Genomic DNA, 22,779 nt, shown 5'->3' on the forward strand with positions numbered 1-22,779 from the left:
GCATCTACCGCTCAATATAAGGAAGCCAGCCCGATATAGGCGCCGTTGTTGGCGCGGATGATGTCATCCTGGCTGGGCTTGGCCGTGAGTGGAGGGAGAGACTGACCATCCGCTCCCATGCTGTAAAGGTCGTAGTCGGAATTGATCGGAACCAGGTTGCGATCCTTGCGGAGCGAGCCTTTCCCCTTGATTTCGCCGTTGGCGATGTTCAGGTACTGGTACGGGTTTCCCCACGGGTCGAGGAGGCTCCCTCTTCCCAGTTCGTTCAGGTCCATGGGCAGGCGGTAGTTATCGTCAAGGAACATTTTGATATCCTTCTCCAGTCCTCTGATTTCGACAATCGCTATGGCCACCTTCGCCTTCTGGATGTAAGTGGAATAGGCTTGCGTGGCGATGGCGGCAAGAATGGCGACGGCAGACATGATGACGAGTAGTTCGAGTAGCGTGAAGCCTCTTTCGAGAAATGAAGGCATTCGTAGACGTATGGACAGCACCTGCAACATTCTGATAACTCCATACCAGGGACATTTCGCTTGTATGGACTTATCGGGTTCAGGCAGGTTGTGCTTGAATTGTATTTCATTGGCGGGTAAGTGGGCGGGTGCTGAGGTGAATCGTTCAAGGGAAAGGGCGGAGTCTCAATGCCTACAAGTATCTTAGCGCCTCCTCTCCCAGAATCCGCTCCACCGCCAGGGGCAGCAGAGCCTTCGGCTCCTTCTCGGTGGCGGCCATCATCTTCAGGGCATAGCGGGCGATGTTGATGCCGTCCCGTACCGAGTAAAGCTCGTCGGCTGCGTGGGCACGCTGGAGAAAATCGACCACATACCTGAGGATGGAAGCGGCGGCAAAGGGGAGGTTTTCCTTGAGGATCATCATCTCCTCGTCCGCCTCGGGGAAGTCGATGTAGATCTGGGGCTGGAGGCGGGAATGGATGTATTCCGGCACTTCGAAGGTGGAGGCATCTTCGTTCATGGTGACTACAATGCGGAAATCACGGTGGGCGGGGATGCGCAGGCCGGTGATGATGGACTCCACGTAGCGGCGGTCGTCCAGGAGGGGCGCCAGGGAGGCCCAGGCCTTTTCGCTCATGCGATTGCCCTCGTCGAGGATGAGGATGCCGCCGGCAACCATGGCCGAGACCAGGGAAGAAGCGGCATATTGAATCTTGCCGTCGGGACCGATCACCGGGGTGACGATCAGGTCTTCCGGCCGGGTATCCATGGTTGCCTGGAAGAGGTAGACCGGTCGGTTGAGACTGTGGCTGCGGCGTAGGCGAGGGTGGTCTTGCCTACCCCGGGCTTGCCGATCAGGCGGGGATTGAAGGGGATATCTCGCTCGTCGATGACCATCCACGCAGCCAGGAGCTGCTTCAGAAGTTCCCCCTGGCCGACCCATTTCAGGGATAGCTCCACCGGATTGGCGAGGCTCAGATTGATACCGTCAATGGTTACATGTTCCATTTTATCTCCAGCTATTTTTCAGGTGTTTTTCTCGTGAAGGTACATCATGGATAGCATCGCTCTGCTTTCCAGGCATTGGGTGCACAGCTTTCCCGCATCGTCCCAGACCTCGCCCGCCAGCCATTCACCGGCCTCGGCAAAAACAGACCGGCCGGCTTCCTCTTCATCAAATATGTTTTTGCAGATCAGGCACTGTTTCACCATTCACCCTTCACTCTTTACACTTTTTACAAGCTCCGCCAGGCACTGGATAAACGGTGGTGACGAGTTGAGGGACGGGGAGCGGCGGAATTTATCGATCCCCAGCTGCTTCGCCTCTTTTGCATACTGGATATCCACCTCGTAGAGGGTCTCGATGTGGTCTGAAACGAAGGAGAGTGGCACCATGAGCATCTCCTTCCGCCCTTCCTCAGCCAGCCGCTTCATCATTTCCTCGGTGGACGGTTCCAGCCACTTGACCGGTCCGGCCCGGGACTGGAAGGCCAGGTGGTAATCGACGTTGCCCAGCCGTTCCATGACCAGGCGCACCGTGGCCTGGATATGGGAAAGGTAGGGATCACCGTCGTCGATAAAGGACTGGGGCAGGGAATGGGCTGAGAAAACCAGCGTTACCCGTGAGCGATCGCTGAACTGGGAGAGACCTTCCTCGATTTTTTCGGCAAGGGCCTCGATGTAAAGGGGATGGTCGTAAAAGCGGTCGATATAACTGACCTGGAAACTGACCCCTGCCTGTCCCAGAACCCGTTTCAGCTCGTTGATGCTGGAGCCGGTGGTGGCCCTTGAATAGTGGGGGTAAAGGGAGAGGGCGATGACGCGGGAGATCCCTTCTCTTTTGATGGCGGCCAGGGCATCGATGGTGGTCGGTTTCCAGTAGCGCATGGCGACAAAGGCGCGGTAACCATCCCCCAGTTCCGTTTCCAGTGCCTTGGCCTGGGCCTCGGTCAGCTCCCGTATGGGCGATTTGCCCCCTATCTGCTCGTAATATGCCTCCACCTTCGGCGCACGTCTGCGGCAGATGAAGCGGGCAATGAACGGCTGGAGAAGGGCGGGGCCGATCTTGATGATCTCCCGGTCGGAAAAGAGGTTGAACAGAAACGGTTCGACAGCGGCGATGGAGTCTGGTCCCCCCATTTGCAGGAGAACTACGGCGGTTTTTTCGGACATGGCTACCTCATTTCAGCAGCTGCAGGCTGTATGCATGAAAGGGTATTAAGCAATATGACCGGGGATTTGTCAAGAAATGCATGGGGAGAGGCGCCGGGGGGCTGACCTTTGCTCTCGCAAAAGGATCCGTGCCGTGTATACTGTTGATGTGTAACGGAAGCAATAGCGTGCCTATTCCGGATTAAGACTGCGGAGGTGCAGCGATGAGAATTTACGACATTTCTCAGACAATTTCTGACAAACTGCCGGCCTATCCCGGCGATCCGCCGGTGCGCATTGAGCCTGTAATGCGCCTTGATCTGGGTGAACCTGCCAATGTCTCAGCCGTCTCCATGTGCAGCCACACCGGTACCCACATTGATGTTCCTCGCCATTGTTTTGAAGATGGTTTATCGGTCGACCTGTTGCCACTGTCGCTTCTCATGGGAAAGGTGGTTGTGGTGGAAATAACAGGGGTTACGGCGATCAGCGGGAACAGCTGAAGCGGTTGCCGGTCAAGGGTGAAGAACGTGTTTTGCTGAAGACGGATAATTCTTCGGCAGGTGCCGCTGGCATATATTCGGAGGAAGCTGCCTATCTGACGGAGGACGGGGCAGAATTTCTGCTGGAGTCGGGAGTGAAGCTGGTGGGCATCGATTCGCTTTCCATAGAGCGTGAGGATGGGCAGGCAAAGGTCCACCGCCTGCTCCTGCGCAATGATGCCCTAATTTTGGAAGGGCTCAAGCTGGAGGAGGTTCCACCGGGTCATTACGAGCTGATCTGCCTGCCTCTGAAGATAGCGGACGGGGACGGCGCTCCGGCAAGGGCGGTGTTGATCAGCCGCCAGGGCGCTGCAGAGGGCGGGTTCGACCCACATACCAGCAAGTGGCCCATTGCCTGAACGGTTGTCGAGCACAGGGCGATTTATGACTGGAACTGGTCGATCTCAATTCCGAAATCACGGCATACCTGGCGAAAAGCCTCATCGGGCGGGGCCGTGGCGCTGATTTCCTTTCCCTCCCTGGAGGTGAAGGCCATGGTCCGGCAGTGAAGCATCATGCGGGGGGCATGGTCGCCGCCGTAGGTGGCATCGCCGATGATCGGCAGGCCGCTGTGGGCGAGATGGACCTGATTTGATGGGTCCGTCCGGTAAAGGGATGGGCCTCGATCAGGGTTGCCCCTTTGCCGGCGGCGATGACTCGGAAGGCGGTACGCGCCTCCCGGCCAGGGAGGGCCACCCCGTATCGGAACTTGTTCAACTTGGCGATGGGGGCGTCCACCGTCCACTGGTCCTGCTCAGGAACATCTGCGACCAGCGCCCAGTAGACCTTTTCCACCGTTCCCTCCTTGAGCAGGAAAGAAATATGGGTGGCGGCCTTCTTGTGCTTCGGGAAAAACATCACCCCGAGGTGCCGCGATCGAGACGGTGGATGACCCGGGCCGCTCCTTGGAGCCGAGGGATTTGAGGTAGCAGTCCACCGCATATTCCACCGTCCCCTTCAGCTGGTATGGGGTGCGCTGGCTGTTGAGGCCGGCCGCCTTGTTGATGGCCAGGTAGCCTCCATCCTCGTAGAGCAGGTCTTCTTTGCCATAGGCTATTTCCACGCACCGCTCAGGCTCCATCACGCCAAGGGAAATCAGGTCCCCTTCCCGCAACTGCCTTGAGGCAACCCGCACCAAGGCATCCGAGATGGTGCAGCCTCCCCAGTCGATAATACGCCTGATCTGGGTTTTGGAAAGGTCGGGAAAGAGCTGCCTGGCCCCATCATCCAGACGCATGCCTGCCAATTCAGCTGAAACCGAGGCCTTAAGAATCATTTGTCCCTTCCTTTTGCCCGATACAGAGCGGCAATGGTCTTGCCATCGGCGATTCTGCATTCAGTGCCATCTCCAGGGCTTCATCCATGGGCAGGCGAACGGCTTCGATATCCTCATAGTCCTCCGGCTGTGCCTTTCCTTGTGACAGACCGGTGGCAAGGAAGAGATGGATAACCTCATCGAGAAAGCCGGGGGAGGAATGGATAAAGCGAGGGGCCTCAGATTGGTGGCGATCAGACCCGTTTCCTCCATCAGCTCGCGATGACTGCAATTGGTGGGTTCTTCACCGGGGCAGAGGCGGCCGGCGGGTATTTCCAGAGTAAAGCCGCCGGTGGCCGGGCGCAGTTGCCTGATCAAGGTTACCGTGCCGTCATCATGGAGCGGCAGAATAGCGACGCCGCCCGGATGGCGGACAACCTGGTAGCGGTGCCAGCCTTTGCCACCGATCTTTACCTCCATCTGCTCGATATTGACCACAATGCCATTGAAGACAATGGTTCTATTCTCAGTTTCCATATCAGCTCCTGCAGGGATATTGCATGTGAGGATTCATAACACTATTCGTCCCTGAAGTGAAGCCCCATTCCTTTACAGATCATGGGCAAATGCTACTATTAAATGAAATTAACTATAAACCAGGGAGGAGCCATGTACGGTAATGACCGGATCTATAAGAAAGTGGAGATAATCGGCGTTTCAAAAAACGGTATCGAGGCGGCCATCCAAGCTGCGGTGCAAAAGGCGGGGGAAACCCTGGAAAATCTTTCCTGGTTTGAGGTGGAGGAGGTTCACGGCCACGTGGGGGCTGACGGCAAGGTCAGCGAGTACCAGGTTGTCCTGAAAGCGGCTTTTCAATTGAAGCAGTGACCGGTGTGAAACTAGTGGAAAAGCGGTGTACGATCTGGTATTGTCGCAAGCTAAAAACCTATCATGAAAGGCGGATACTATGGCACAGGCAAAGAAAGGGGACCGGGTAAAGGTTCATTATACGGGAAAGCTCGAAGATGGTTCGGTTTTCGATTCTTCAGAATGTGGCGATAGCGACTGCGATTGTTCTTCCGGCCCTCTGGAATTCACAGTGGGTGCGGGAGAAGTCATTCCCGGCTTTGACCAGGCTGTGGAGGGCATGTCCATCGATGAGACCCGTTCTGTACACATACCGGTGGAAGAGGCATATGGCGAGCGGGTAGAGGAAATGGTCGCCCAGGTGCCTCGCAGCGAACTCCCGGCCGGCATGTTGCCGGAGGTCGGCCAGCATCTTGAGGTGACCCAGGAAGATGGTAATGCTTTTCAGGTGGTGATAACCGAGGTGACCGACGACCAGGTTACCATAGATGCCAACCACCCCCTGGCGGGAAGAGATCTTAACTTCGATATCCGGCTGGTGGAGATCGGCTGAGGGCAAAAGAGAAGGGACAACCCGGATGGCTGTCCCTTTTTCGTGGAGCTGAGGCAGCTTCTAGTTTTCCGTCATGAAGTGCTCTTCGTAGAGATCTTCCAGCGACTGCAAATGGCGGGTCTCATCGGCAAGCAACCGCTCGAACAATGCCGCCATGGGAGCTCCTGAACACCCTTCCGACATGCGCTTGTAAAAATCGATGGAACCGTTTTCCAGGTGGATGGCATAGGCCAGTGCCTCCCTGGAGTCGGAATTGGGGCTCAGTTCCTTCTTTGCCAGTACATAAGTCAGGTTCATGGTCTTCACCGGCTGGCTCAACTGATTGCCTGATCCCATGCTTCCTTCCACCAAGGCCTTTTCCAGCTGATGCTTGTGCTCAAGTTCATCCAGCGCCGCATCCTTGAGAATCTCGCGGGCTCCCTTATTGGCCACCTTGCGAATGGCCTCAAGATAGTGGCGGAAACCTTCTTCTTCCATTGTTACAGCCATCTCTATGGCGGCTTCAAAGGTATAACATACCTGGTTTTGCTCGGCCATGGTCGTGCCTCCCTCTCATTGAACGATAAGTGGACCTTTTTTAACATAACGCTGTCTTAAGTACAAGAGGCAATGTCAGTATTAAACGCTGCATGAGTTTGTTAAGGGTTGACACCTTTTTGTATACGATGATATTAAAAAGCATTTTTACCATCAGGCAAGGTATTGCAGAAGATTTTATAAAATAAATTTCGGGGGGATTTATGAAAGCAGTATTACTGGAAGGTTTCGGTGGCGCGAGGTACTCAGGTGGGTGAGGTGGATAAACCCACACCAAAGGAAAACGAAGTGCTGGTCAAGGTCATGGCCACTTCCATCAATCGTCCCGACCTGGTGCAACGTGAAGGCAAATACCCACCTCCGCCGGGTGATTCGGAAATTCTCGGCCTGGAAGTTTCCGGCATTATCGAGGCACTGGGGCCGAACGTTGCCGGCTGGAAAGTGGGCGACCGGGTCATGTCGTTGGTTGGTGGCGGCGGTTATGCCGAGTATGCAGTGGCCTATGCCAAGCACCTGATGCCGATCCCTGAATCCATGACCTTTGAAGAGGCAGCCTGCGTCTGTGAATCCTACATTACGGCTTTCCTCAATATTTTCATGCTGGGCGAATTCAAAGATGGTCAGACCGCCATTCTCCATGCGCGGTGGCGGCGTCAACACGGCGGGTATCCAGCTTTGCCGGGCACTGGCCCCAACTTCCAGGCTCATCGTCACCGCTTCTCCGGAGAAAATGGAGCGGGTCAAGGAGGTTGGCGCCGACCTGCTGATCAATTTCCGCGAGACTCCGGATTTCAGCGAGATCGTCAAGGAGTACACCGGCAAGAAAGGGGTCGATCTGGTCCTGGATCATATTGGCGCCAAGTATCTGGCCCCCAACATGAACTCCCTGGCCTACAAGGGAAAGTTGGTCATTATCGGCGTCACCAGCGGCATCAAGGCTGAGCTCAACCTGGCGCTGATGATGGTTAAAAGACAGCAGATCATCGGTTCGGTGCTCCGTTCCCGGCCGGTGAGCGAAAAAGGGGAGATCGTCGCTGAATTTACCAGAAGGGCGCTGCCGAAATTCGCCGATCGGACCATTGTTCCGATTATCGAGAAGGTCTTTACCATTGACCAGGTGGCGGATGCCCACCGGATGATGGAAGAGGACAAGCATTTCGGCAAGATTGTGCTGAAAATCGGAGCCTGACCTGCCAGCAGTTCAGACCTGTATTGAGGATATCTACCATGGGAGCAATTAAAACCTTCTGCATTACTATGGCAGCGACGCTTTCCTTTGTCCTGTCTGTGCCGCTTCATGCCGCCGAAGTCAAGGTTCTCGACGACCTGGACAAAACTATCCATACCGATGCTATAAAAGATCGCTGTTCTCGCTATCAGCAGGCTTCACTGGCACTGCAGAAATCACTTGACGAGCTGAACAGCAGTGAAGAAATATCAAGCATCTTCCGGATTAACAAAGTTTTGGCACAGGTGGCACAGAGTGAAAAAATGATGGCTAGGACAAGCGGGGAACTGGCAGAACTGAATGGTTATCTGACGGTAAATAAAGAAAAGCTGGTTGCGGGTGGCCTGGAGATGTTCCTTCCGCTGGCTAAGTTGAATGATGTTGGCTACAAGGGGTATGAAGAGGCTCTAAAAGCATATCTTGAAGCCTTTAACGATATGCTGGAATACTCAAAGTCGAATATGCCTGCCCTCAGAGTTGGAAGAAAGGCTGAAATGGATGCCTACGACAACTTGTACAGTAGGTATGTGGCGGCGACCGATCGCCAGGGAGAGGCTTACACCCGATGGAACCAGTTTCTGCTTGATTTCTTCCAGGAGTATCCGTTGCTCCGGCCCTATCTGGAACAAAAACCAAAGAAAGAGGAGATGTCATGAACAGTTGTCCCTGCGGATCGGGCAGCACCTATGAAAACTGCTGCCAACCGCTGATCAATGGAGCCAGGCAGGCGGAGACGGCAGAACAGTTGATGCGGTCCCGCTATTCGGCTTACGTGAAGGTGGAAACGGATTACATCCTGGAGACGACCCATCCTGAGCACCGGCAGAATTTTGATCCCGAAGGAACCAGGCAGTGGCTGAAGAATCTGTCTGGGATGGCCTGGAAATCGTTTCCACCGAAAAAGGGGGGGCTGCTGACACTGCTGGGGCGGTGGAATTCATTGCCCGCTTTCGTGAGAGGGGTGCGAGAAAGACCCATCACGAGCTGGCAGAGTTCAAAAAGGATGCTGGACGGTGGTTTTTTACCGACGGCTCGGTCGTACCGGCCAGACCCCTGGTCAGCAGCAAGGTGGGACGCAATGATCCCTGCCCCTGCGGCAGCGGCCAGAAATACAAGAAGTGTTGCGGCAAATAAATGGCACATCTTCCCATGGCTCCATTACTAACCCCGTCCTTTGTAACGGGGTTTTTTATTGTTATGTCATCAACTGGCAATGCTTGATGAGTGAGATACAATATCTTTCGTCAGCGGCACTTGTCAGGAGGTAGCAATGAATATATTTGTCAGCGGCGGTACGGGATTTGTCGGCGGACATTTGAGGAAAGCATTGTTGGAAAGAGGGCATCATCTCAAGCTCCTGGCTCACCGGCCCAGTGACAGCTATGAACCGGGGGTAGAGCAGGTGGATGGGGATGTGACCCGGCCGGAGACTTTTGTCCGGCACTTTGCCGGGTGCGATGCCGTCATCAACCTGGTAGGGATCATTCGCGAGTTTCCTTCGCGGGGGGTAACTTTTCAACGACTGCACGTGGAAGCCACCAGAAATCAGGTGGAGGCGGCGAAGCAGGCAGGAGTCAAACGGTACCTGCAGATGTCGGCGCTGGGAACCAGGGAGGGTGCTACTTCCATGTATCACCGGACCAAATACCAGGCCGAACAATTTGTGCGGGACTCCAGACTTGATTACACTATCTTTCGGCCGTCGATCGTCTTTGGCCCGAAGGATGATTTCATCAACAAGCTGGCCGGGATGATCAGGAATCTTCCGGCGGTGCCGGTCATCGGTGACGGCAAATACCGACTGCAACCAATTGCCGGAGACGATGTGGCGCGCTGTTTTGCCATGGCGCTGGAGATGCCGGAGACTATCGGCAAGACCTATGAGTTGTGCGGCAGCACCCGTCTCAGCTATAACGATCTGCTTGATTGCATCGGACGAGCCCTCGGCAAATCCCACGTAAGCAAGATTCCCAACCCGCTGGTGCTGATGAAACTGGTAGTTCCCCTTTTCCAGAATATTCCAGCCTTTCCCATCACCATGGACCAGTTGCTCATGCTCATTGAAGAAAACATTTGCGACGGGGCCTGGCGTGACACGTTCGGATTCGAACCCCAGGACTTCGACACCGGCATCCGCGGCTATCTGCATTGAAAACAGCTTTGATATTCCGTGAAGAAGTTTTGATTGACAATAGATGATGTTGATTGTATTTCATTAATTTCCTAATTGATTGACGAAAAGGCAAAGCACGGGTAATCGTGCGACGCAAAGCTACCTGTCCAGAAGCCTGGAAAGAGGGGCCGCCGAAGTCGATGAGAAACAGCCCACCCTATCGGAAATGGGCTGTTTTTTTATCTGGCGTGACTTGTTCGCGCTGATCGTCACTGGAAAGCGGGAAGTACGAGCTGCTGCCCTCGAAGTGGTACATCTCAGGAAAAGGCGACAGTTTTCACCATTTTCGGCCGGGACGTAAAACTTGGCCATAGCGGTACGGGAGGGTATCATGGGCGCATTATCGAGAAATCTGGTTCTGGTTTTATTGGCATGGCTGATGCTCGCTGGAGTATGTCTCGGCAAGCAGGTCTATCTCAAGGATGGAAGTATTATCGACTGCGAGTCATTCTGGCGGAGGGGAAATCAGGTTATCGTCAAGGTAAACCGGGACGTTGTACTGGATTTCGAGCGAAACGAGGTAGATCTGAAGCGTACTTTCCCGGAGACCAGGAAAAAGCCTAAACCGATCAAAAGAAAAAAAATCGCCCACGCTGCTGTGCCACCCAGCGCTGTGAATCAGGCAGCAGAATCTGCTGCACCTCCTGCCGCTCCTGTCGCAGCAGCTGCACAGACCCCTGTAGCCGCTCCTGCGCCAGCCATGAAACAGGCCCAGCCTGTGGCTGTCACAGTACCTGCCCCCAATCCGGTCCCGGCTACGGCTACTGTCCCTGCCCCCGCATCGCCGGTGCAGCCGGAAACGACTCAACCAGCCCCGGCAGATCCTGCTTCACCCACTGATAAGGCGGAGCAAGAACGAAAGATGAAGGAAGCCGCTGAAATGATGGCTGAGGCAATCAAGAAGCAGGACCCTGAATTGTTGAAAAAGGCGGTCGAGGCGCAGAAAAACGCTGTGCCGCCGGAGCAAAGGGCGCAATCAAGGGGGCTGAGCATCAAGATACTGTTATTTCTGCTTGTGTTTACCCTGCTGATCGTTATTTCCATGTGGGTGGTTTATGTAAAAACAGGCCAACCGGGCTGGCACAGTATCATCCCCATTTACAACATGTATGTCCTGATGGAAATATCCGGCAAGCCCTGGTGGTGGATGTTTCTTCTCTTTATTCCCGTGGTAGGCTTCATCATCTACCTGCTGGCCATGCTCTCGTTGGCGCAACGATTTGGCAGAGGTGTCGTGTATGGCCTTGGGCTGTTCTTTCTGCCCATGTTCTTCTTCCCGATGCTCGCCTTTGGCGGTGCGCAGTATGAAGGGTAGAGAGACTGCCATAGGCAAGTCACTGCGGCCTGGAGGAAGAAGTTGCCGAACTGGATATTTATTAATTACAGGTAAGGCGATGCCAGCTTTGCTACTGCGTCACGAATCTTTGCCGGCAGGCTTCTGCCGTCAACCTCTGCCAGGGTGGTTTCCTGGGAGGCGGCCACTGTCCTGTCGAACCTATCCGAAAGTTGTCTTGCCAACTCTCTGTCATAGACCTCCAGGTTGAGCTCGAAATTCAATCTCAGGCTGCGCGGGTCCAGGTTGGCTGAACCGACGAGGCTCCAGATATCGTCCACCAGCAGCAGCTTGGTATGGACGAATGGTGGAGGCTGGTAGTAGACCCTGATGTCGTGCTGCAGGAGTTCCCACAGGTAGGCCCGGGTAGCCCAATGGACGAAGGGAAGGTTGTTTCGCGCCGGCAGCACCAGTGACACCTGCACGCCACGCAGAGAAGTGGTGATGAGGGCGGAGATCAGCGGCCGGTCCGGTATGAAATAGGGGGTCATGATCCGCACCTTGTCCCGGGCGCAGGACAGGGCTCCCATGATGATCCAGTTCAGCTTTCTGAATTCCTTGTCCGGTCCGTCGCTTACGGCCCTGACAATGGCATCGCCTGCCGCCGGAATGGCGGGAAAGAACCTTTCATCGTTGATCAGGTTTCCGGTGACGAAGAACCAGTCTTCGAGAAAAGTCCGCTGCAGATCGTTTACCACCTGCCCCTCCACCATAAAATGCATGTCCTTGACGATTGCAGGGCCGCCGACCCTTTCCGTAACGTGCCGGTCGCCGATATTCATGCCGCCGGTGAAGCCTTTTTTGCCGTCCACCACCAGAATCTTTCGGTGATTGCGCAGGTTGACATAGCCCCCTTGACGCAATGGGAGGAATCTGCCCACTTCCACCTTTGAACCTTTCAATAGCTTACGTGCCGTGGGGCGCGAGTACTTCTCCCCAAGGCTGTCGATGATGACCCGCACCTCGACCCCCCGCTCCGCTGCATCGGTCAGTGCCGTAACGAATCTCCGGCCGGTGGCGTCGCCATCGAAGATATAGGTACTCAGGTTGATGGTGCTAGTGGCGCTGTTGATTGCTTCCAGCATGGCTGGGTAGGCGCCTTCGGCATTTTCCAGTGGGGTGAGCCGATTTTCCGGCAAAAGATCGGCTATTACGACGCGGTCGGTCAGGGAGCGAAGTTCCTGCAGATGTTCGGTGCCTGGGGGAAGGGAACAGGCTTTCTGTTGTTTTCTGCCCAGGGAGAAATTCCCCCATCCCGCCAGTCTCTGCCCGCTTTCCAGCCACTGGCGCGCTCTCCGCGAGATGCGATTGATGCCCATGCTCCAGTAAAGGAGCGGCCCGAAGAGGGGTAGGGTGAGGCAGACGACGATCCAACCCAGGGCAGATCGCGGGTCACGTTTCAAAAGCAGGGCGTGACCCGCGGAAACCAGCCCCAGCGCAGCGAGCGAGCTGTAAAGAAGACCAACCAGAACGTGATCCAATACCCCTCCTTCAAATCAAGAACATATCATGGAAGCCCTGCTAAAGCAGGTTGTATGGCGAAGCTCTCTTCACCCATTCGCTGGCCGGATATTCGGCGGCAAGACGCTGGTAGGTCTCTTTCAGGTTTCCGGCATTGTGGCTTGTCTTGTAACGGCTGATACCTGTCAGGTACAGGCTTCCGGAGCTGCGCCACTGTTCCTGTGGCTTGAAAGGACCTCATTGAAGCGGAGAATGGCATCGTTGTAATCCCCGTTGTCGAAGTCGGCCTTGCCGAGGCCGAGAAGCAGGGACGGGACCAGTTCTTCCGGTGGGAGGAAACCTATGGTGCGCTGATGCTCCTTACCGTAAAGATCGAGAACGACGATGGTCGGCGTCCAGCCCACCCGGAAATCCTTGGCCACCTGCCCGTCGGCAGGTACTTGCAAGGGAATCATCCGTGATGTGACAAAATCGATGACATTGCTATTGGGATACGAAACCGCACCCATCTGTTTGCAGCCTATTCAGCCAGGGCTGAAGAAATCCAGCAGCACGCATTTCTTTTCAGCCTGCCCGCGGGCGAGGGCCTTGTTGATGTCGCTTTCCCATTGGATCATGGCGGGACCTCCCGGTATTTGGTGAACTATCCTTAAAAGGTTAACGTCAGTCAAGGTGATGTCAAGAAATGTCTCTGCAGCCTTGCAGTTTTGCAGGGAATGCATATAATGCAGTTCGCTTTTCAACTAACAGTGCTTCGAAAAACTTCTGCCGGGCCGATCTGCTTTGTTGCCGTTCGCTCGGGAACTCAACATGCATCAGGTACGTTTCGTCTCCTCGCTCATTTGAGCCTTGCATATGGGCACTTGTAGGCGCTGTGGGTTCTCATCACGTTTTTCAAATCCTGTAATACATACGGAGTCATGGTGTCCAGCTCAAATCCACGTAGTGCCGCTTTTGAAATTCTGCTGCGCATCGACAAGGAACGATCCTACGCCGATATCCTGATCGACCGGGAGCTGTCAGCAGGAGCTCTGCAGGGCCCCGACCGGGGGCTGCTTACCGAGCTGGTATATGGGGTGCTTCGACGCCAGGCTACCCTCGACCATATCATCAGGCGTTTTTCGAGCCAAAGGCTGGAGCGGCTGGAACGGTCAGTGCTGCTGCTTCTGCGCATAGGCCTTTATCAGATGTTTTACCTGGACCGGGTGCCCGTTTCCGCAGCTGTTAATGAGACGGTAAAACTGGCAAAGGTGCTGGTGCCGCGGGCATCGGGCTTTATCAATGCGGTACTGCGCAATGCGGATCGGGAACGGGATCATATCTCCTATCCCGACAGGGAAATAGATCCGGCTGCCTATCTGGCCACCGTCTATTCACACCCTGTCTGGCTGGCAGCGGCCTGGATCGGGCAACTGGGATTGGATGAGGCCGAGATGCTGGCCAGGGCCATGGCCGAGCCCCCTGCCATTACCGTCAGAACCAACACCTTGAAAACGACCCGGCAACAGCTTATGGAGATCCTTTCGGCAGAAGGGGTGCAGTGCGAGGCCGGCCGATTTTCCCCCATGGCTATCCGCATCAACCTGTCCGGGTCGGTGTCGCGGCTCAAGTCTTTCCGGGATGGCCTGTTTTTCGTTCAGGATGAATCGTCGCAACTGGCTGCCATGTTTCTCGGCCCGCAAGCCGGGGAAAGGGTGCTGGATGCCTGTGCCGCTCCAGGGGGGAAGTCGACCCAGCTGGCACAGCTGATGGGTGACCGTGGCGAGATCCTTGCCTGTGATGTGATTGGCCGCAAGCTCAAGCTCGTTGATGAAAATGCCGCCAGGCTCGGCATTTCATCCATAAGGACAGTTCTTCTCGATACGGCAAGACCTCTGAAAACCCTCGAACGGAGTCCACTTGACAGAATCCTTCTGGATGCTCCCTGTTCGGGACTTGGTGTCATCAGGCGCAACCCTGAAGGGAAGTGGTGGAAGTCTGCTGCCGATGTTATAGATCTTGCCAAGGGTCAAAGAACGCTGCTCGAAAACCTGGCCGGGCACCTCAAATCAGGGGGCAGTCTTCTCTATGCCACCTGTTCCACGGCAGTCGAGGAAAATGAGGCGGTGATAGAGGCGTTCCTTTCGCGCCATGATGAGTTCGTCATCGAGAATCTGCGCCTGCTCTTTCCCGACTTGGCCGAGCTGTTCACCCCGGCAGGATTTTTCCGGGCGTGGCCACACCGGCACGGCATGGACGGTTTTTTTGCTGCCAGATTAAAGAAAAAATGAGAAATGCCAATGAGTATATGGGGACTGTTAAGACGGCGGCTTTCTCTGACTTGTCGGCATTGGGGCAAGAGCCCCCTTTTACTTCCCGGAGGTTGTCATGAAAAAAATAGCACCATCCATACTTTCCGCCGACTTTTCCCGTCTCGGAGACGAGGTGCGGGCAGTGGAAGCGGCGGGAGCCGACTATATCCACATTGACGTCATGGACGGCAGTTTCGTCCCCAATATTACCATTGGCCCCCTGGTGGTGGAGGCCGTCCGCCGGGTGACCCGGCTGCCCCTGGACGTGCATCTGATGATCGATGCCCCTGATCGCTACATTGGCGAGTTTGCCAAGGCCGGAGCCGATATTATCGTTGTCCATGCCGAGGCCACCAATCACCTGCACCGGACGGTGCAGCTCATCAAGTCCTTTGGCAAAAAGGCCGGTGTGTCGCTGAATCCAGCCACAAGTCTGCACTGTCTGGACCATATTCTGGATGAGTTGGATCTGGTGCTGCTGATGACGGTCAATCCCGGCTTTGGGGGCCAGTCTTTCATCGATGCCTGTCTGCCGAAGATACAGGCACTGCGCGGCCTGCTTGATAAAAAGGGACTGGAGACCGAGCTGGAGGTGGATGGGGGGGTCAAGGAATCCAATATCGCCCAGATTGCCCACGCCGGCGCCGATGTCTTCGTGGCGGGAAGTGCCGTCTTCGGCAGCAGTGACTATGCTGCCACCATTGCCGAGATGAAGCTCCGGGCAAAGGAGCCGGTCCTTTGATTGCTGTTAACCATGTTGCTGCTTTCCCGAAACCAGGACCATTAACAATTGTTGAACCGGACTCAAAAATATGGCAACAAGCATCCTCATAATCGATGATTCCAACCAAGTCCGGGCCCAGATCGTAAAGACCCTGCAGAAAGTCTCTCTTTTCGACAATTACCTGGAGGCGGCAGATGGTATTGAAGCCTTCAAGCTCGTTCTCAACAGTCCGGTAGATCTGATCCTCTGTGACCTGGAAATGCCGCGCATGGATGGCTTTAAATTCATTTCCATGCTGCAGACGCGCGATGAACTGAAGGATATTCCGGTAATAATGCTCACTGGCCGTGAAGACCGGGATCTGAAGATAAAAGGGCTTGAGGAAGGGGCGTGCGATTACGTTACCAAGCCCTTCGATGCAGGGGAACTGGTAGCGAGGGTCAAGGTTCAATTGAAGATCAAGTGCCTGCAGGACGAGCTGAAGCGTTCCAACGAGCTTCTCAAGCAGCTCTCCAACACCGACCCGCTCACCCACCTGTACAATCGCCGCTACCTTATGGAGGCACTTGATCGGGAATACCAGCGGGCCGCGCGGAAGGAGAGCTCCCTGTCCCTGATAATCATAGACATCGATCACTTCAAGAAGGTAAACGACAATTACGGGCACCAGCAAGGGGACGTTGTATTGGCTGCGGTCGCAGCTCTGCTGAAAAAAATGGTCCGCAGCTATGATGTGGCTGCCCGTTACGGGGGGGAGGAATTCGTAGTCCTGCTTTCGGAGACGGCACTGCCCCAGGCGATGCTTTTCGCTGAACGCTGTCGCTGTGCGGTACAGGAAATCGTCTTTACCGGAAAAATGAATGGTTTGACGATTACCGTCAGCCTTGGTGTGGCCACATTTCCGTCAGCCAAGGTGGATTGCGTGGATTCGCTGTTCAGGCAGGCGGATGAAGCACTCTACAAAGCCAAACAGGGGGGTAGAAACAAGGCAGAGGCGATGTCATGAGCCATTGCAGGAAAGATGCAGCCTGCAGCCGCTGCACAACGGCTTTTTTCGACAATGCACCTTGCAGTGCTGGACGATCAGGGCATGGAAGTCATTGAACAGTGCGGCATCGGCTGGAAGATTATCCATGAACAGAGCGCGCACCGCCTCATAGTCATCCTTTGCCGAGACTAATCCCAGGTGGGTAAAAAGCCGCTTGGTGTAAGCATCAACGACGAAGGAAGGTTTATTGCCGGCATAGAGCAGGATCGAATCGCAGGTTTCCCTCCCGATACCCCTCACCTTCAGCAGCTCTTCCCTCAGTTCAAGCCAATCTCCGGCAAACATCGCCTCAAGCCTGCCAAGGTATCTCTCAAAAAGCCAGCCGACGAAATCCTTCAGCCTGGCGCTCTTCACATTGAAAAAACCAGCGGGCTTGATCACCTGGGCGAGCTCTTCCACCGGCACATCACGCAGGGTTGTTGCCGACAAAAGATCCGCTTTTTTGAGGTTGGCGATTGCCTTTTCCACATTGCCCCAGTTGGTGTTCTGGGTCAATATGGCGCCGACGCAGACCTCGAAGGGGGTCTCCGCCGGCCACCAATGCAGCTTTCCATAGTGGTCAAAAAGCGAGTTGAAAACCCGGAGGAGTTCCTGACGCCTTGCCGATCGGTTTTCCGCTTGCAACGGCTTGTGCATCAGTCCCTTGGAATGGCCAGCATTCGGTCCAGTGCCAGTTTTGCCGGCTCCCGTACCTCTTCGGAAACCTTGACGACGGGGGTCATTGTTTTCAATGCGGTGAGAATGTCTTCCAGCGAAGTAAGCTTCATGTTGGGGCAGACAAGGCGGGTGAGGCGAGAATGAATTCTTTGCCCGGATTTTCCTTTTGCAGTTTATAGAGAATACCGGCTTCCGTGCCGATGATAAAGCGTTTGGCCGAACTTTTTTTGCAGAAATCGTACATGCCGGTGGTTGAACAAACATGATCAGCCAGCGCCTCCACCTCGGGGTTGCACTCGGATGGCAGATGAACAGGGCGTCGGGATTCTCCTTTTTCAGACGGATTACGTTATCTGGCTTCAATCGCTCGTGGGTGGGGCAGTAACCGTCCCAGAAATGGAAGACCTTGTCGGTGAAACGGGCCACATAACGCCCCAGATTCCTGTCCGGAACAAAGATGATTTCCGGCGCAGCCAGTGATTGTACGACTTTCACCGCATTGGCGGAAGTGCAGCAGATATCGCTGTTGGCCTTGACCGCTGCCGACGAATTGACATAGGTTACGACCGGCACTCCGGGATGGCGTCTCTTCATCTCCTGAAGAGCAGGCACAGTCACCATGTCCGCCATGGGGCAGCCTGCGTCGAGTCGCGGCAGAAGGACCGTCTTGTCCGGTGCCAGGATAGATGCGGATTCAGCCATAAAATGAACACCGCAGAAGACAATCACCGAGGCTGAGGTCTTTGCAGCCTCAACTGAGAGCCCGAGGGAATCTCCGGTAATGTCTGCGATCTCCTGAACCTCGTCACGCATGTAATTGTGGGCCAGCAAAATGCCGTTTCGTTCCTTGAGCAGGGCTCTGATTTCATTCTTCATATCATCCTGGTACATGGTAGATGCCAACGTCTCCTTTTGCATGCAGGTACACTGTTTTCAAAGTGCCAACCGATAGTAGTCAATGTTCCTGGCTATGTCAAATCCTTAAATTACGTCCCTTGACACACTATGGTAAAACCTCTATTATTTTGTCAGGATTGAGGCCGGGAAGCGGTTTCCTGAGAGTTGTTAACACTTTAACGGATCATGGGTGGGGTTCGATATGTTTGGAATCGGGATGCCGGAACTGATTGTCATTTTTGTCATTGCGCTGGTAGTCATAGGCCCGCAAAAACTTCCCGACCTGGCCAGGTCGCTTGGGCGAGGGCTCGCTGAATTCAAGAGGGCCACTGAGGATTTCAAGCAGAGTGTCCAGGAGGAGTCCAGCACTGCGGAGGAGAAGGATAAGCTTCCCCAGTCGGAAGAGAATGGAGAGGCTAAAGAAGAAAAGGAATCGGCAGCAAAGAAGGTGTAGTCCTGCCGATACAGGAGAGCGAAAAGGCAGACGGGGCCAAAGCCCCGTCTTTTTTTACTTAAGATCCTTTAATTTTTCTTTGGCAACGCGCGCTTCATCCGTGTGCGGATAATCTTCCGACAGCTTTTTGTAGACGTATCGGGCGCTTTTAGCATCTCCCAGTTCCTTGAAGGCCATGGCCTGCTTCAGCATTGCTGCTGGAATCTTCTCATTGCCGGAATAATTCTTGATGATCTCCTGGAATTCGAGGATAGCCTGGTCGTATTTCTTTTCGCTGTAATAGGTTTCTCCCAGCCAGTAATGCACGTTTGCCGCCAGGTCGTGTTTGGGGAACAGTTCCAAAAATCTGCTCAGGTACTCCCTGGACTTCTGGGGGTCGCCCTTGCGCAAGGTCTCCAATCCTTTCTGGTAAAGTGCCTCAGGTGTTTGTTCAGCTTCCGCTGCTTTTGCCTCTGTCATTTTCTTCTGGAACTCATCAAAGCCCTTGTCGAGTCTGGCAAGGCGATCTTCCATGGCAGCCAGGCGACGGTCGGTATCTTCCTTGAGCAGGGCCAGATCGTCTGCCGGCTTCTGGGCCAGGACCCGCACATCGTCGACCTTGCCGGTCAGGACCTGCATGTCAACTTTGGTGCTGTCCAGGGTCGCCTGTAGATCAGCGGCTCCCTTGCGCTGGCTTTCCATCTCCTTGTGAAAGTCCTTGATGGTCTTGTCAATCCCTTCCTTGGTCTCGCTGCGCATCCCGCCGATGTCCTTTTCCATCTTGAACAGGCGGCTCTTCATTTCATCCATGTCACGTTGCATGGAATCCACTGTTTCTCTCGTTGCACAGCCGGCGAGAGCGATAATAAAGATGAGAGGCAAACCTCTCCTGACGAACTGCATGATTTTCAATCCTCCCCTGTACAGCAAAACTAGTTGGAACGGCATATAAAAAAGGAGCCTGCACGAGGCTCCCTTTTTACTTTATGTTGGACGTTCTATTTGAGAATAACGAATTCGGCTCTTCTGTTTTGCGCCCACGCAGCTTCGTCATGACCCGGGTCAGCAGGCTTTTCCTTGCCGAAACTGATAACGCTCAGCTGGCTGGCGGGGATGCCGAGGGTAACAAGATAATTCACTGCTGACTTGGCGCGCTTTTCTCCAAGGGCCAGGTTGTATTCATCAGAACCGCGCTCGTCGCAGTGACCCTCGATCTGGACTTTGACCTGTTTGTTTTTCTCCAGCCACTGGGCATTCTTGGACAGGGTGTCTCGGGCCGCCGGCGAGAGGACGAAAGAATCGAAATCAAAGAGGACTTTTTCCAGTTCGGTGGCGGCGATAACTGTCGGAGCTTGTTCCTTGACGGTTGATTCAGCCGTTGTCGTCGGTGCCTCCTGGATAGGTTGTTCCTTAACGGTTTCACTGGGGGCGGGCTTGGCAGGTGGGGTTACGGCAGGCTTTTCCGTCGTAACCGGTGGTACAGTCGCCTCTTCAGCTTTTACCATATCCTTCTTGGCACAGCCACCGCATAAAAGAGCACCGCAAAACAAAACCGTCACCAAGCCTACCATACCCTTACGCATTTCTTCTCTCCTTTTAATTACAGTTTTAAGAACAGAGGATCGACTCCTCGCAAAGTCAAAAACTAGATGGATTATACATAAGTCTAAGGCAATTTCAACAAATGACTTAAGAAATATAAATGAAACCGGAACTCACCAGTGTGGCGACCAGGTGGGATGAGAATCGGCGCTGCTGCCGCGGGATACCCTCACCTGTCCAGTGCCGTCGCTTCTCATGACGTATATCCCTTCTTTTCCTGCCCTGCTTGAGCTGAAGGTTATGAACCGGCCATCCGGCGACCATCTTGGATGCTCATTGCTTCCATCGGAGGTGAGCTTGATGTCATTGCTTCCGTCCACGTTTATGACATGGATCTGGAACCCTCCCTCCTGTCGGCAGTAGGCTATGGTGTTTCCCTTTGGAGACCAGCGCGGGCTGACGTTGTATGTGCCGCTGGTCGTGAGACGGGTAACGTGGGAACCGTCCGCATTCATGACGAAAATCTGCGGTTTCCCCAGGCGGTCCGATACGAAGGCGATGCGGGACCGTCAGGAGACCATGCCGGAGAGACATCGATGGCCTCATTTTTGGTGAGCCTGACCACCTGCTTGCCATCTTTGGAAATAGTATAGATCTCGGAGTTGCCGTCCTTGCTCATGGCCAAAGCTATCCTGCTGCCGTCCGGAGACCATGCGCCGGTCACGTTGATGCCTGGATGGGAGGAAATCCGTGCCTCGGCGCCGGTGAGCAGTTCCCGCCGATAGAGATCAGGGTTGCGCCTCTTGTAGGAGGTATAGATGAGTTCCTTGCCGCTTGGCGAAAAATCGGGATTGAGGTTGATGGAGCCGTTTTTGGTAAGGCGCTGCACATTATACCCGTCATAGTCCATCAGGTAGATTTCCTTGTTGCCTGATGCCGTGGAGACGAAGGCCGTCTTGCCGGTGAATGGACCAGTTTCCCCGGTTGTGGCCGAAAGTATCTCGTTGCTGAACATGTGGACGATCTTGCGTTGATCGTTGCGCTTGCCCGTAAAGCGTTTTACCACCAATTCCTTGCCACGGCTGACGTCGAAGAACCTGAACTCCATGGTGATGGTTGCACCGTTGTCGATGTAGCCGCTCTTTACCAGCAGATTTGCACCTGCAGCCTGCCATGGGGCCAGGTCGAACTCTCCCGCGCGGATGCCGGTCCGTGTTTCACCAGGGGGAGAGGGCATCACGGTAAATTGACCGGCCAGTGTCAGGTCGAAGGCGAAAATGTCGGTTATCGTTTTGCCCAGTTCGGCATTATGAGTGCCGGACAAGGGAACGGGGGGGGCGATGGCAAGTTGTGGTTGCCGATTGCCGGGGGCGGTAACCTCCAGATAGTCCTGGGCCGAATTCAAGCCAGGCAGGCAGAGCAGCATTATGAGAATGAAAAATTTTTTCAATTTTTACCTACCCCTTGAGGTTTGAAAACGAAGCCGTGTTCATAGCTGCCGCCACCGGGCGGCGGCCTGAAATCCCTTTCGGCCCTGCTTATGGCCCGCTCGACGGCATTATTGAACATTATATCATTCGAGCTGCGCTCGAAACGTTTGCTGATAATTTTTCCGTTGCGGCCGATGGTCAGCTTTACTTCCACGACCTTATTCCTGTCAGGTTTGAAGGTATCCTCCTGCCGGAAGGCATCTTCAAGGCGTGAGCGGATGTAGTTGGAATAGTCGCTTCCTGCTTCAGTGCCGGTAGCTGCCGGCATGCCAGTCGGCCCTTTGCCGATGCCGGCGGCCCTTTTCCTTGCGGCTTCCAGAGCGGCTGCCTGATGTCGAGCTTCGGTTTCCCGCTCAAGTTTTGCCAGACGCTCTTCGAATTCCTGCGCTGTTTCAACTCCTGCTGTGGTTTTCGGCTGCTGTTTGCCTGCTTCTTTTGGAGCAGGTTTTGTGGAGGGCAGCTTCATCTGTTGTGATTCCGTTGTCGGTGGGGAAGGTTCAGTGACGGGAACGGAGGCAGGAGAGCCGCCGGCCGGAGTTCCTGCCTGGGGACTTGCCACCGGCAGACTGACCACATCCACATAATAAACGGGGGTGTTATCGGTATACAGACCCGGCAGGAAGTTGAATCGGGTGATTATAAGAAAAATTACCAGGTGGAAGAGGAAGGAACAGACCAGCATTCCCCCTGGTCCCGGCTCTTTTCTTTTAAGTGTGCGTTTCATTTGCCTTGGGCAGGCTCCGTGACCATGCCGAGACGTTCAATACCGGCACCTTTGATTTCAGCCATGGTTTTTACCACTTCACCATAGGGAACATCCTTGTCCGCCTTGAGAAAAACCTCTTTCTTGGCTCTTGACGCAAACATGCCTGCCAGCCTTGTCTTGAGCTCGCCCTGCGGCACTTCCGCCTTGTTGATGAATATACTGCCCGACCTTTCCAGGGTGACGATGACTGTCTCTTCCTGGGGGGCCAGTGCCTTGGTGTCCGCCTTGGGGAGGTTGACCTGCACCCCTTGCTGCATCATGGGTGCGGTGACCATGAAGATCACCAGAAGAACGAGCATGACGTCAACCAATGGTGTGACGTTGATCTGTGACATGGTGGAGCGGCCGTTGTTGTCCCTGCTTCCCAGTTCCATCCTGC

Annotated in this window: 23 protein-coding genes, 6 pseudogenes and 1 riboswitch; of the genes and pseudogenes, 13 read left to right on the forward strand and 16 right to left on the reverse strand. The window is 54.6% G+C overall.

Going from position 1 to position 22,779, the window contains the following annotated elements; translation table 11 throughout:
* Positions 1-11: 11 nt before the first annotated feature.
* The 4 genes and pseudogenes from JCM15764_RS07265 to hemH all read right to left on the reverse strand — a co-directional run bounded on the left by JCM15764_RS07265 (position 12) and on the right by hemH (position 2,624).
* Positions 12-503 (reverse strand): prepilin-type N-terminal cleavage/methylation domain-containing protein, encoded by a 492-nt coding sequence (locus tag JCM15764_RS07265; protein WP_054694095.1) that lies wholly within the window; start codon positions 501-503, stop codon positions 12-14.
* A gap of 142 nt (positions 504-645) precedes the next feature.
* Positions 646-1,460: pseudogene (locus tag JCM15764_RS07270) on the reverse strand (AAA family ATPase).
* Between the two features lie 18 nt (positions 1,461-1,478).
* On the reverse strand, positions 1,479-1,664 hold the full coding sequence (locus JCM15764_RS07275; protein WP_054694098.1) for a hypothetical protein: 186 nt from the start codon (positions 1,662-1,664) through the stop codon (positions 1,479-1,481).
* Positions 1,665-2,624: a ferrochelatase gene (gene hemH, locus JCM15764_RS07280; protein ID WP_054694101.1), complete on the reverse strand. Its 960-nt coding sequence runs from the start codon at positions 2,622-2,624 to the stop codon at positions 1,665-1,667.
* Positions 2,625-2,827: 203 nt separating this feature from the next.
* Between hemH and JCM15764_RS26275 the strand changes: the two genes are divergently transcribed.
* On the forward strand, positions 2,828-3,106 hold the full coding sequence (locus tag JCM15764_RS26275) for a cyclase family protein (RefSeq protein ID WP_279384322.1): 279 nt from the start codon (positions 2,828-2,830) through the stop codon (positions 3,104-3,106).
* 5 nt (positions 3,107-3,111) lie between these two features.
* On the forward strand, positions 3,112-3,504 hold the full coding sequence (locus JCM15764_RS26280) for a cyclase family protein (RefSeq protein ID WP_279384323.1): 393 nt from the start codon (positions 3,112-3,114) through the stop codon (positions 3,502-3,504).
* 23 nt (positions 3,505-3,527) lie between these two features.
* On the opposite strand, the pseudogene JCM15764_RS07290 reads toward JCM15764_RS26280, so the two are convergent.
* Together JCM15764_RS07290 and JCM15764_RS07295 are read right to left on the reverse strand one after the other, a co-directional pair.
* A pseudogene (locus JCM15764_RS07290) lies at positions 3,528-4,421 on the reverse strand (RluA family pseudouridine synthase).
* 60 nt (positions 4,422-4,481) lie between these two features.
* Complete coding sequence (locus JCM15764_RS07295) at positions 4,482-4,937, reverse strand: NUDIX hydrolase (RefSeq protein ID WP_243688542.1); 456 nt, start codon at positions 4,935-4,937, stop codon at positions 4,482-4,484.
* 132 nt (positions 4,938-5,069) lie between these two features.
* Here JCM15764_RS07295 and JCM15764_RS07300 point away from each other — a divergent pair, with 132 nt between their 5' ends.
* Both JCM15764_RS07300 and JCM15764_RS07305 read left to right on the forward strand, forming a co-directional pair.
* The gene (locus JCM15764_RS07300) at positions 5,070-5,288 is read left to right on the forward strand and encodes a dodecin (RefSeq protein ID WP_054694103.1); all 219 of its coding nucleotides are present in this window, start codon (positions 5,070-5,072) and stop codon (positions 5,286-5,288) included.
* Between the two features lie 79 nt (positions 5,289-5,367).
* Positions 5,368-5,820, forward strand: a complete 453-nt coding sequence (locus JCM15764_RS07305) for an FKBP-type peptidyl-prolyl cis-trans isomerase (protein WP_054694106.1) — start codon at positions 5,368-5,370, stop codon at positions 5,818-5,820.
* A 60-nt stretch (positions 5,821-5,880) separates the two neighbouring features.
* Here JCM15764_RS07305 and JCM15764_RS07310 read toward each other — a convergent pair whose 3' ends face one another.
* A complete protein-coding gene (locus JCM15764_RS07310; protein ID WP_054694108.1) occupies positions 5,881-6,357 on the reverse strand; it encodes a ferritin family protein in 477 nt (158 codons plus the stop codon).
* Between the two features lie 203 nt (positions 6,358-6,560).
* On the opposite strand from JCM15764_RS07310, the pseudogene JCM15764_RS27985 reads away from it, so the two are divergent.
* The 5 genes and pseudogenes from JCM15764_RS27985 (at position 6,561) to JCM15764_RS07335 (ending at position 11,073) form a co-directional block, all read left to right on the forward strand.
* Positions 6,561-7,546, forward strand: a pseudogene (locus tag JCM15764_RS27985) (NAD(P)H-quinone oxidoreductase).
* A 38-nt stretch (positions 7,547-7,584) separates the two neighbouring features.
* Positions 7,585-8,241 carry a hypothetical protein gene (locus tag JCM15764_RS07320; protein WP_054694111.1) on the forward strand — a complete coding sequence of 219 codons (657 nt, stop codon included), beginning with the start codon at positions 7,585-7,587 and terminating at the stop codon, positions 8,239-8,241.
* Positions 8,238-8,719 (forward strand): annotated as a pseudogene (locus JCM15764_RS07325) (YchJ family protein). The gene JCM15764_RS07320 and the pseudogene JCM15764_RS07325 overlap by 4 nt, the downstream one beginning before the upstream one ends.
* A 136-nt stretch (positions 8,720-8,855) precedes the next feature.
* Positions 8,856-9,737: a complex I NDUFA9 subunit family protein gene (locus JCM15764_RS07330; protein WP_054694114.1), complete on the forward strand. Its 882-nt coding sequence runs from the start codon at positions 8,856-8,858 to the stop codon at positions 9,735-9,737.
* A 79-nt stretch (positions 9,738-9,816) separates the two neighbouring features.
* Positions 9,817-9,894, forward strand: a riboswitch (cyclic di-GMP riboswitch).
* Between the two features lie 195 nt (positions 9,895-10,089).
* Entirely contained in the window at positions 10,090-11,073 is a 984-nt protein-coding gene (locus tag JCM15764_RS07335; protein ID WP_054694117.1) for a DUF5684 domain-containing protein, read from the forward strand.
* Between the two features lie 65 nt (positions 11,074-11,138).
* On the opposite strand, the gene cls is transcribed toward JCM15764_RS07335, so the two are convergent.
* Positions 11,139-12,572 (reverse strand): cardiolipin synthase, encoded by a 1,434-nt coding sequence (gene cls / locus JCM15764_RS07340; protein WP_054694120.1) that lies wholly within the window; start codon positions 12,570-12,572, stop codon positions 11,139-11,141.
* Between the two features lie 165 nt (positions 12,573-12,737).
* Positions 12,738-13,061, reverse strand: a complete 324-nt coding sequence (locus tag JCM15764_RS07345; RefSeq protein ID WP_243688543.1) for a thioredoxin fold domain-containing protein — start codon at positions 13,059-13,061, stop codon at positions 12,738-12,740.
* Positions 13,062-13,475: 414 nt separating this feature from the next.
* Here JCM15764_RS07345 and rsmB point away from each other — a divergent pair, with 414 nt between their 5' ends.
* The 3 genes from rsmB to JCM15764_RS07365 all read left to right on the forward strand — a co-directional run bounded on the left by rsmB (position 13,476) and on the right by JCM15764_RS07365 (position 16,573).
* Positions 13,476-14,822 (forward strand): 16S rRNA (cytosine(967)-C(5))-methyltransferase RsmB, encoded by a 1,347-nt coding sequence (gene rsmB, locus JCM15764_RS07355; protein WP_054694356.1) that lies wholly within the window; start codon positions 13,476-13,478, stop codon positions 14,820-14,822.
* 97 nt (positions 14,823-14,919) lie between these two features.
* Positions 14,920-15,585: a ribulose-phosphate 3-epimerase gene (gene rpe, locus JCM15764_RS07360; protein ID WP_054694126.1), complete on the forward strand. Its 666-nt coding sequence runs from the start codon at positions 14,920-14,922 to the stop codon at positions 15,583-15,585.
* A 70-nt stretch (positions 15,586-15,655) separates the two neighbouring features.
* Positions 15,656-16,573, forward strand: coding sequence for a diguanylate cyclase (locus tag JCM15764_RS07365; RefSeq protein ID WP_054694130.1), 918 nt, complete (start codon positions 15,656-15,658; stop codon positions 16,571-16,573).
* Here JCM15764_RS07365 and JCM15764_RS07370 read toward each other — a convergent pair.
* Both JCM15764_RS07370 and nadA read right to left on the reverse strand, forming a co-directional pair.
* Positions 16,568-17,239, reverse strand: a complete 672-nt coding sequence (locus tag JCM15764_RS07370) for an endonuclease III domain-containing protein (protein ID WP_439645268.1) — start codon at positions 17,237-17,239, stop codon at positions 16,568-16,570. The two genes, JCM15764_RS07365 and JCM15764_RS07370, sit on opposite strands and share 6 nt — an antisense overlap.
* An 11-nt stretch (positions 17,240-17,250) precedes the next feature.
* A pseudogene (nadA, locus tag JCM15764_RS07375) lies at positions 17,251-18,163 on the reverse strand (quinolinate synthase NadA).
* A 208-nt stretch (positions 18,164-18,371) separates the two neighbouring features.
* On the opposite strand from nadA, the gene tatB reads away from it, so the two are divergent.
* The gene (gene tatB / locus JCM15764_RS07380) at positions 18,372-18,623 is read left to right on the forward strand and encodes a Sec-independent protein translocase protein TatB (RefSeq protein ID WP_054694137.1); all 252 of its coding nucleotides are present in this window, start codon (positions 18,372-18,374) and stop codon (positions 18,621-18,623) included.
* Positions 18,624-18,677: 54 nt separating this feature from the next.
* On the opposite strand, the gene ybgF is transcribed toward tatB, so the two are convergent.
* The 5 genes and pseudogenes from ybgF to tolR all read right to left on the reverse strand — a co-directional run bounded on the left by ybgF (position 18,678) and on the right by tolR (position 22,774).
* Complete coding sequence (gene ybgF / locus JCM15764_RS07385; RefSeq protein WP_054694359.1) at positions 18,678-19,505, reverse strand: tol-pal system protein YbgF; 828 nt, start codon at positions 19,503-19,505, stop codon at positions 18,678-18,680.
* 95 nt (positions 19,506-19,600) lie between these two features.
* On the reverse strand, positions 19,601-20,185 hold the full coding sequence (gene pal / locus JCM15764_RS07390) for a peptidoglycan-associated lipoprotein Pal (protein WP_054694140.1): 585 nt from the start codon (positions 20,183-20,185) through the stop codon (positions 19,601-19,603).
* Between the two features lie 132 nt (positions 20,186-20,317).
* Positions 20,318-21,570 (reverse strand): annotated as a pseudogene (gene tolB, locus JCM15764_RS07395) (Tol-Pal system beta propeller repeat protein TolB).
* A 20-nt stretch (positions 21,571-21,590) separates the two neighbouring features.
* Complete coding sequence (locus tag JCM15764_RS07400) at positions 21,591-22,358, reverse strand: energy transducer TonB (protein WP_054694143.1); 768 nt, start codon at positions 22,356-22,358, stop codon at positions 21,591-21,593.
* On the reverse strand, positions 22,355-22,774 hold the full coding sequence (tolR, locus tag JCM15764_RS07405) for a protein TolR (RefSeq protein ID WP_012646190.1): 420 nt from the start codon (positions 22,772-22,774) through the stop codon (positions 22,355-22,357). Before tolR ends, JCM15764_RS07400 begins: the two co-directional genes overlap by 4 nt.
* Positions 22,775-22,779 lie beyond the last annotated feature (5 nt).

This window comes from Geotalea toluenoxydans JCM 15764 (assembly GCF_001311985.1).
GTDB lineage: Bacteria > Desulfobacterota > Desulfuromonadia > Geobacterales > Geobacteraceae > Geotalea > Geotalea toluenoxydans.

Bases quoted from the DNA above. Each gene is read 5' to 3' on its own strand.
- JCM15764_RS26275 (WP_279384322.1), top strand. From the start codon at position 2,828: ATGAGAATTTACGACATTTCTCAGACAATTTCTGACAAACTGCCGGCC.
- rpe (WP_054694126.1), top strand. From the start codon at position 14,920: ATGAAAAAAATAGCACCATCCATACTTTCCGCCGACTTTTCCCGTCTC.
- JCM15764_RS07320 (WP_054694111.1), top strand. From the start codon at position 7,585: ATGGGAGCAATTAAAACCTTCTGCATTACTATGGCAGCGACGCTTTCC.
- pal (WP_054694140.1), bottom strand. From the start codon at position 20,185: ATGCGTAAGGGTATGGTAGGCTTGGTGACGGTTTTGTTTTGCGGTGCT.
- tolR (WP_012646190.1), bottom strand. From the start codon at position 22,774: ATGGAACTGGGAAGCAGGGACAACAACGGCCGCTCCACCATGTCACAG.
- JCM15764_RS07305 (WP_054694106.1), top strand. From the start codon at position 5,368: ATGGCACAGGCAAAGAAAGGGGACCGGGTAAAGGTTCATTATACGGGA.
- JCM15764_RS07400 (WP_054694143.1), bottom strand. From the start codon at position 22,358: ATGAAACGCACACTTAAAAGAAAAGAGCCGGGACCAGGGGGAATGCTG.
- JCM15764_RS07265 (WP_054694095.1), bottom strand. From the start codon at position 503: ATGTTGCAGGTGCTGTCCATACGTCTACGAATGCCTTCATTTCTCGAA.
- JCM15764_RS07310 (WP_054694108.1), bottom strand. From the start codon at position 6,357: ATGGCCGAGCAAAACCAGGTATGTTATACCTTTGAAGCCGCCATAGAG.
- tatB (WP_054694137.1), top strand. From the start codon at position 18,372: ATGTTTGGAATCGGGATGCCGGAACTGATTGTCATTTTTGTCATTGCG.
- JCM15764_RS07345 (WP_243688543.1), bottom strand. From the start codon at position 13,061: ATGGGTGCGGTTTCGTATCCCAATAGCAATGTCATCGATTTTGTCACA.
- JCM15764_RS07330 (WP_054694114.1), top strand. From the start codon at position 8,856: ATGAATATATTTGTCAGCGGCGGTACGGGATTTGTCGGCGGACATTTG.
- ybgF (WP_054694359.1), bottom strand. From the start codon at position 19,505: ATGCAGTTCGTCAGGAGAGGTTTGCCTCTCATCTTTATTATCGCTCTC.
- JCM15764_RS07295 (WP_243688542.1), bottom strand. From the start codon at position 4,937: ATGGAAACTGAGAATAGAACCATTGTCTTCAATGGCATTGTGGTCAAT.
- JCM15764_RS07365 (WP_054694130.1), top strand. From the start codon at position 15,656: ATGGCAACAAGCATCCTCATAATCGATGATTCCAACCAAGTCCGGGCC.
- JCM15764_RS07275 (WP_054694098.1), bottom strand. From the start codon at position 1,664: ATGGTGAAACAGTGCCTGATCTGCAAAAACATATTTGATGAAGAGGAA.
- JCM15764_RS07335 (WP_054694117.1), top strand. From the start codon at position 10,090: ATGGGCGCATTATCGAGAAATCTGGTTCTGGTTTTATTGGCATGGCTG.
- JCM15764_RS07300 (WP_054694103.1), top strand. From the start codon at position 5,070: ATGTACGGTAATGACCGGATCTATAAGAAAGTGGAGATAATCGGCGTT.
- hemH (WP_054694101.1), bottom strand. From the start codon at position 2,624: ATGTCCGAAAAAACCGCCGTAGTTCTCCTGCAAATGGGGGGACCAGAC.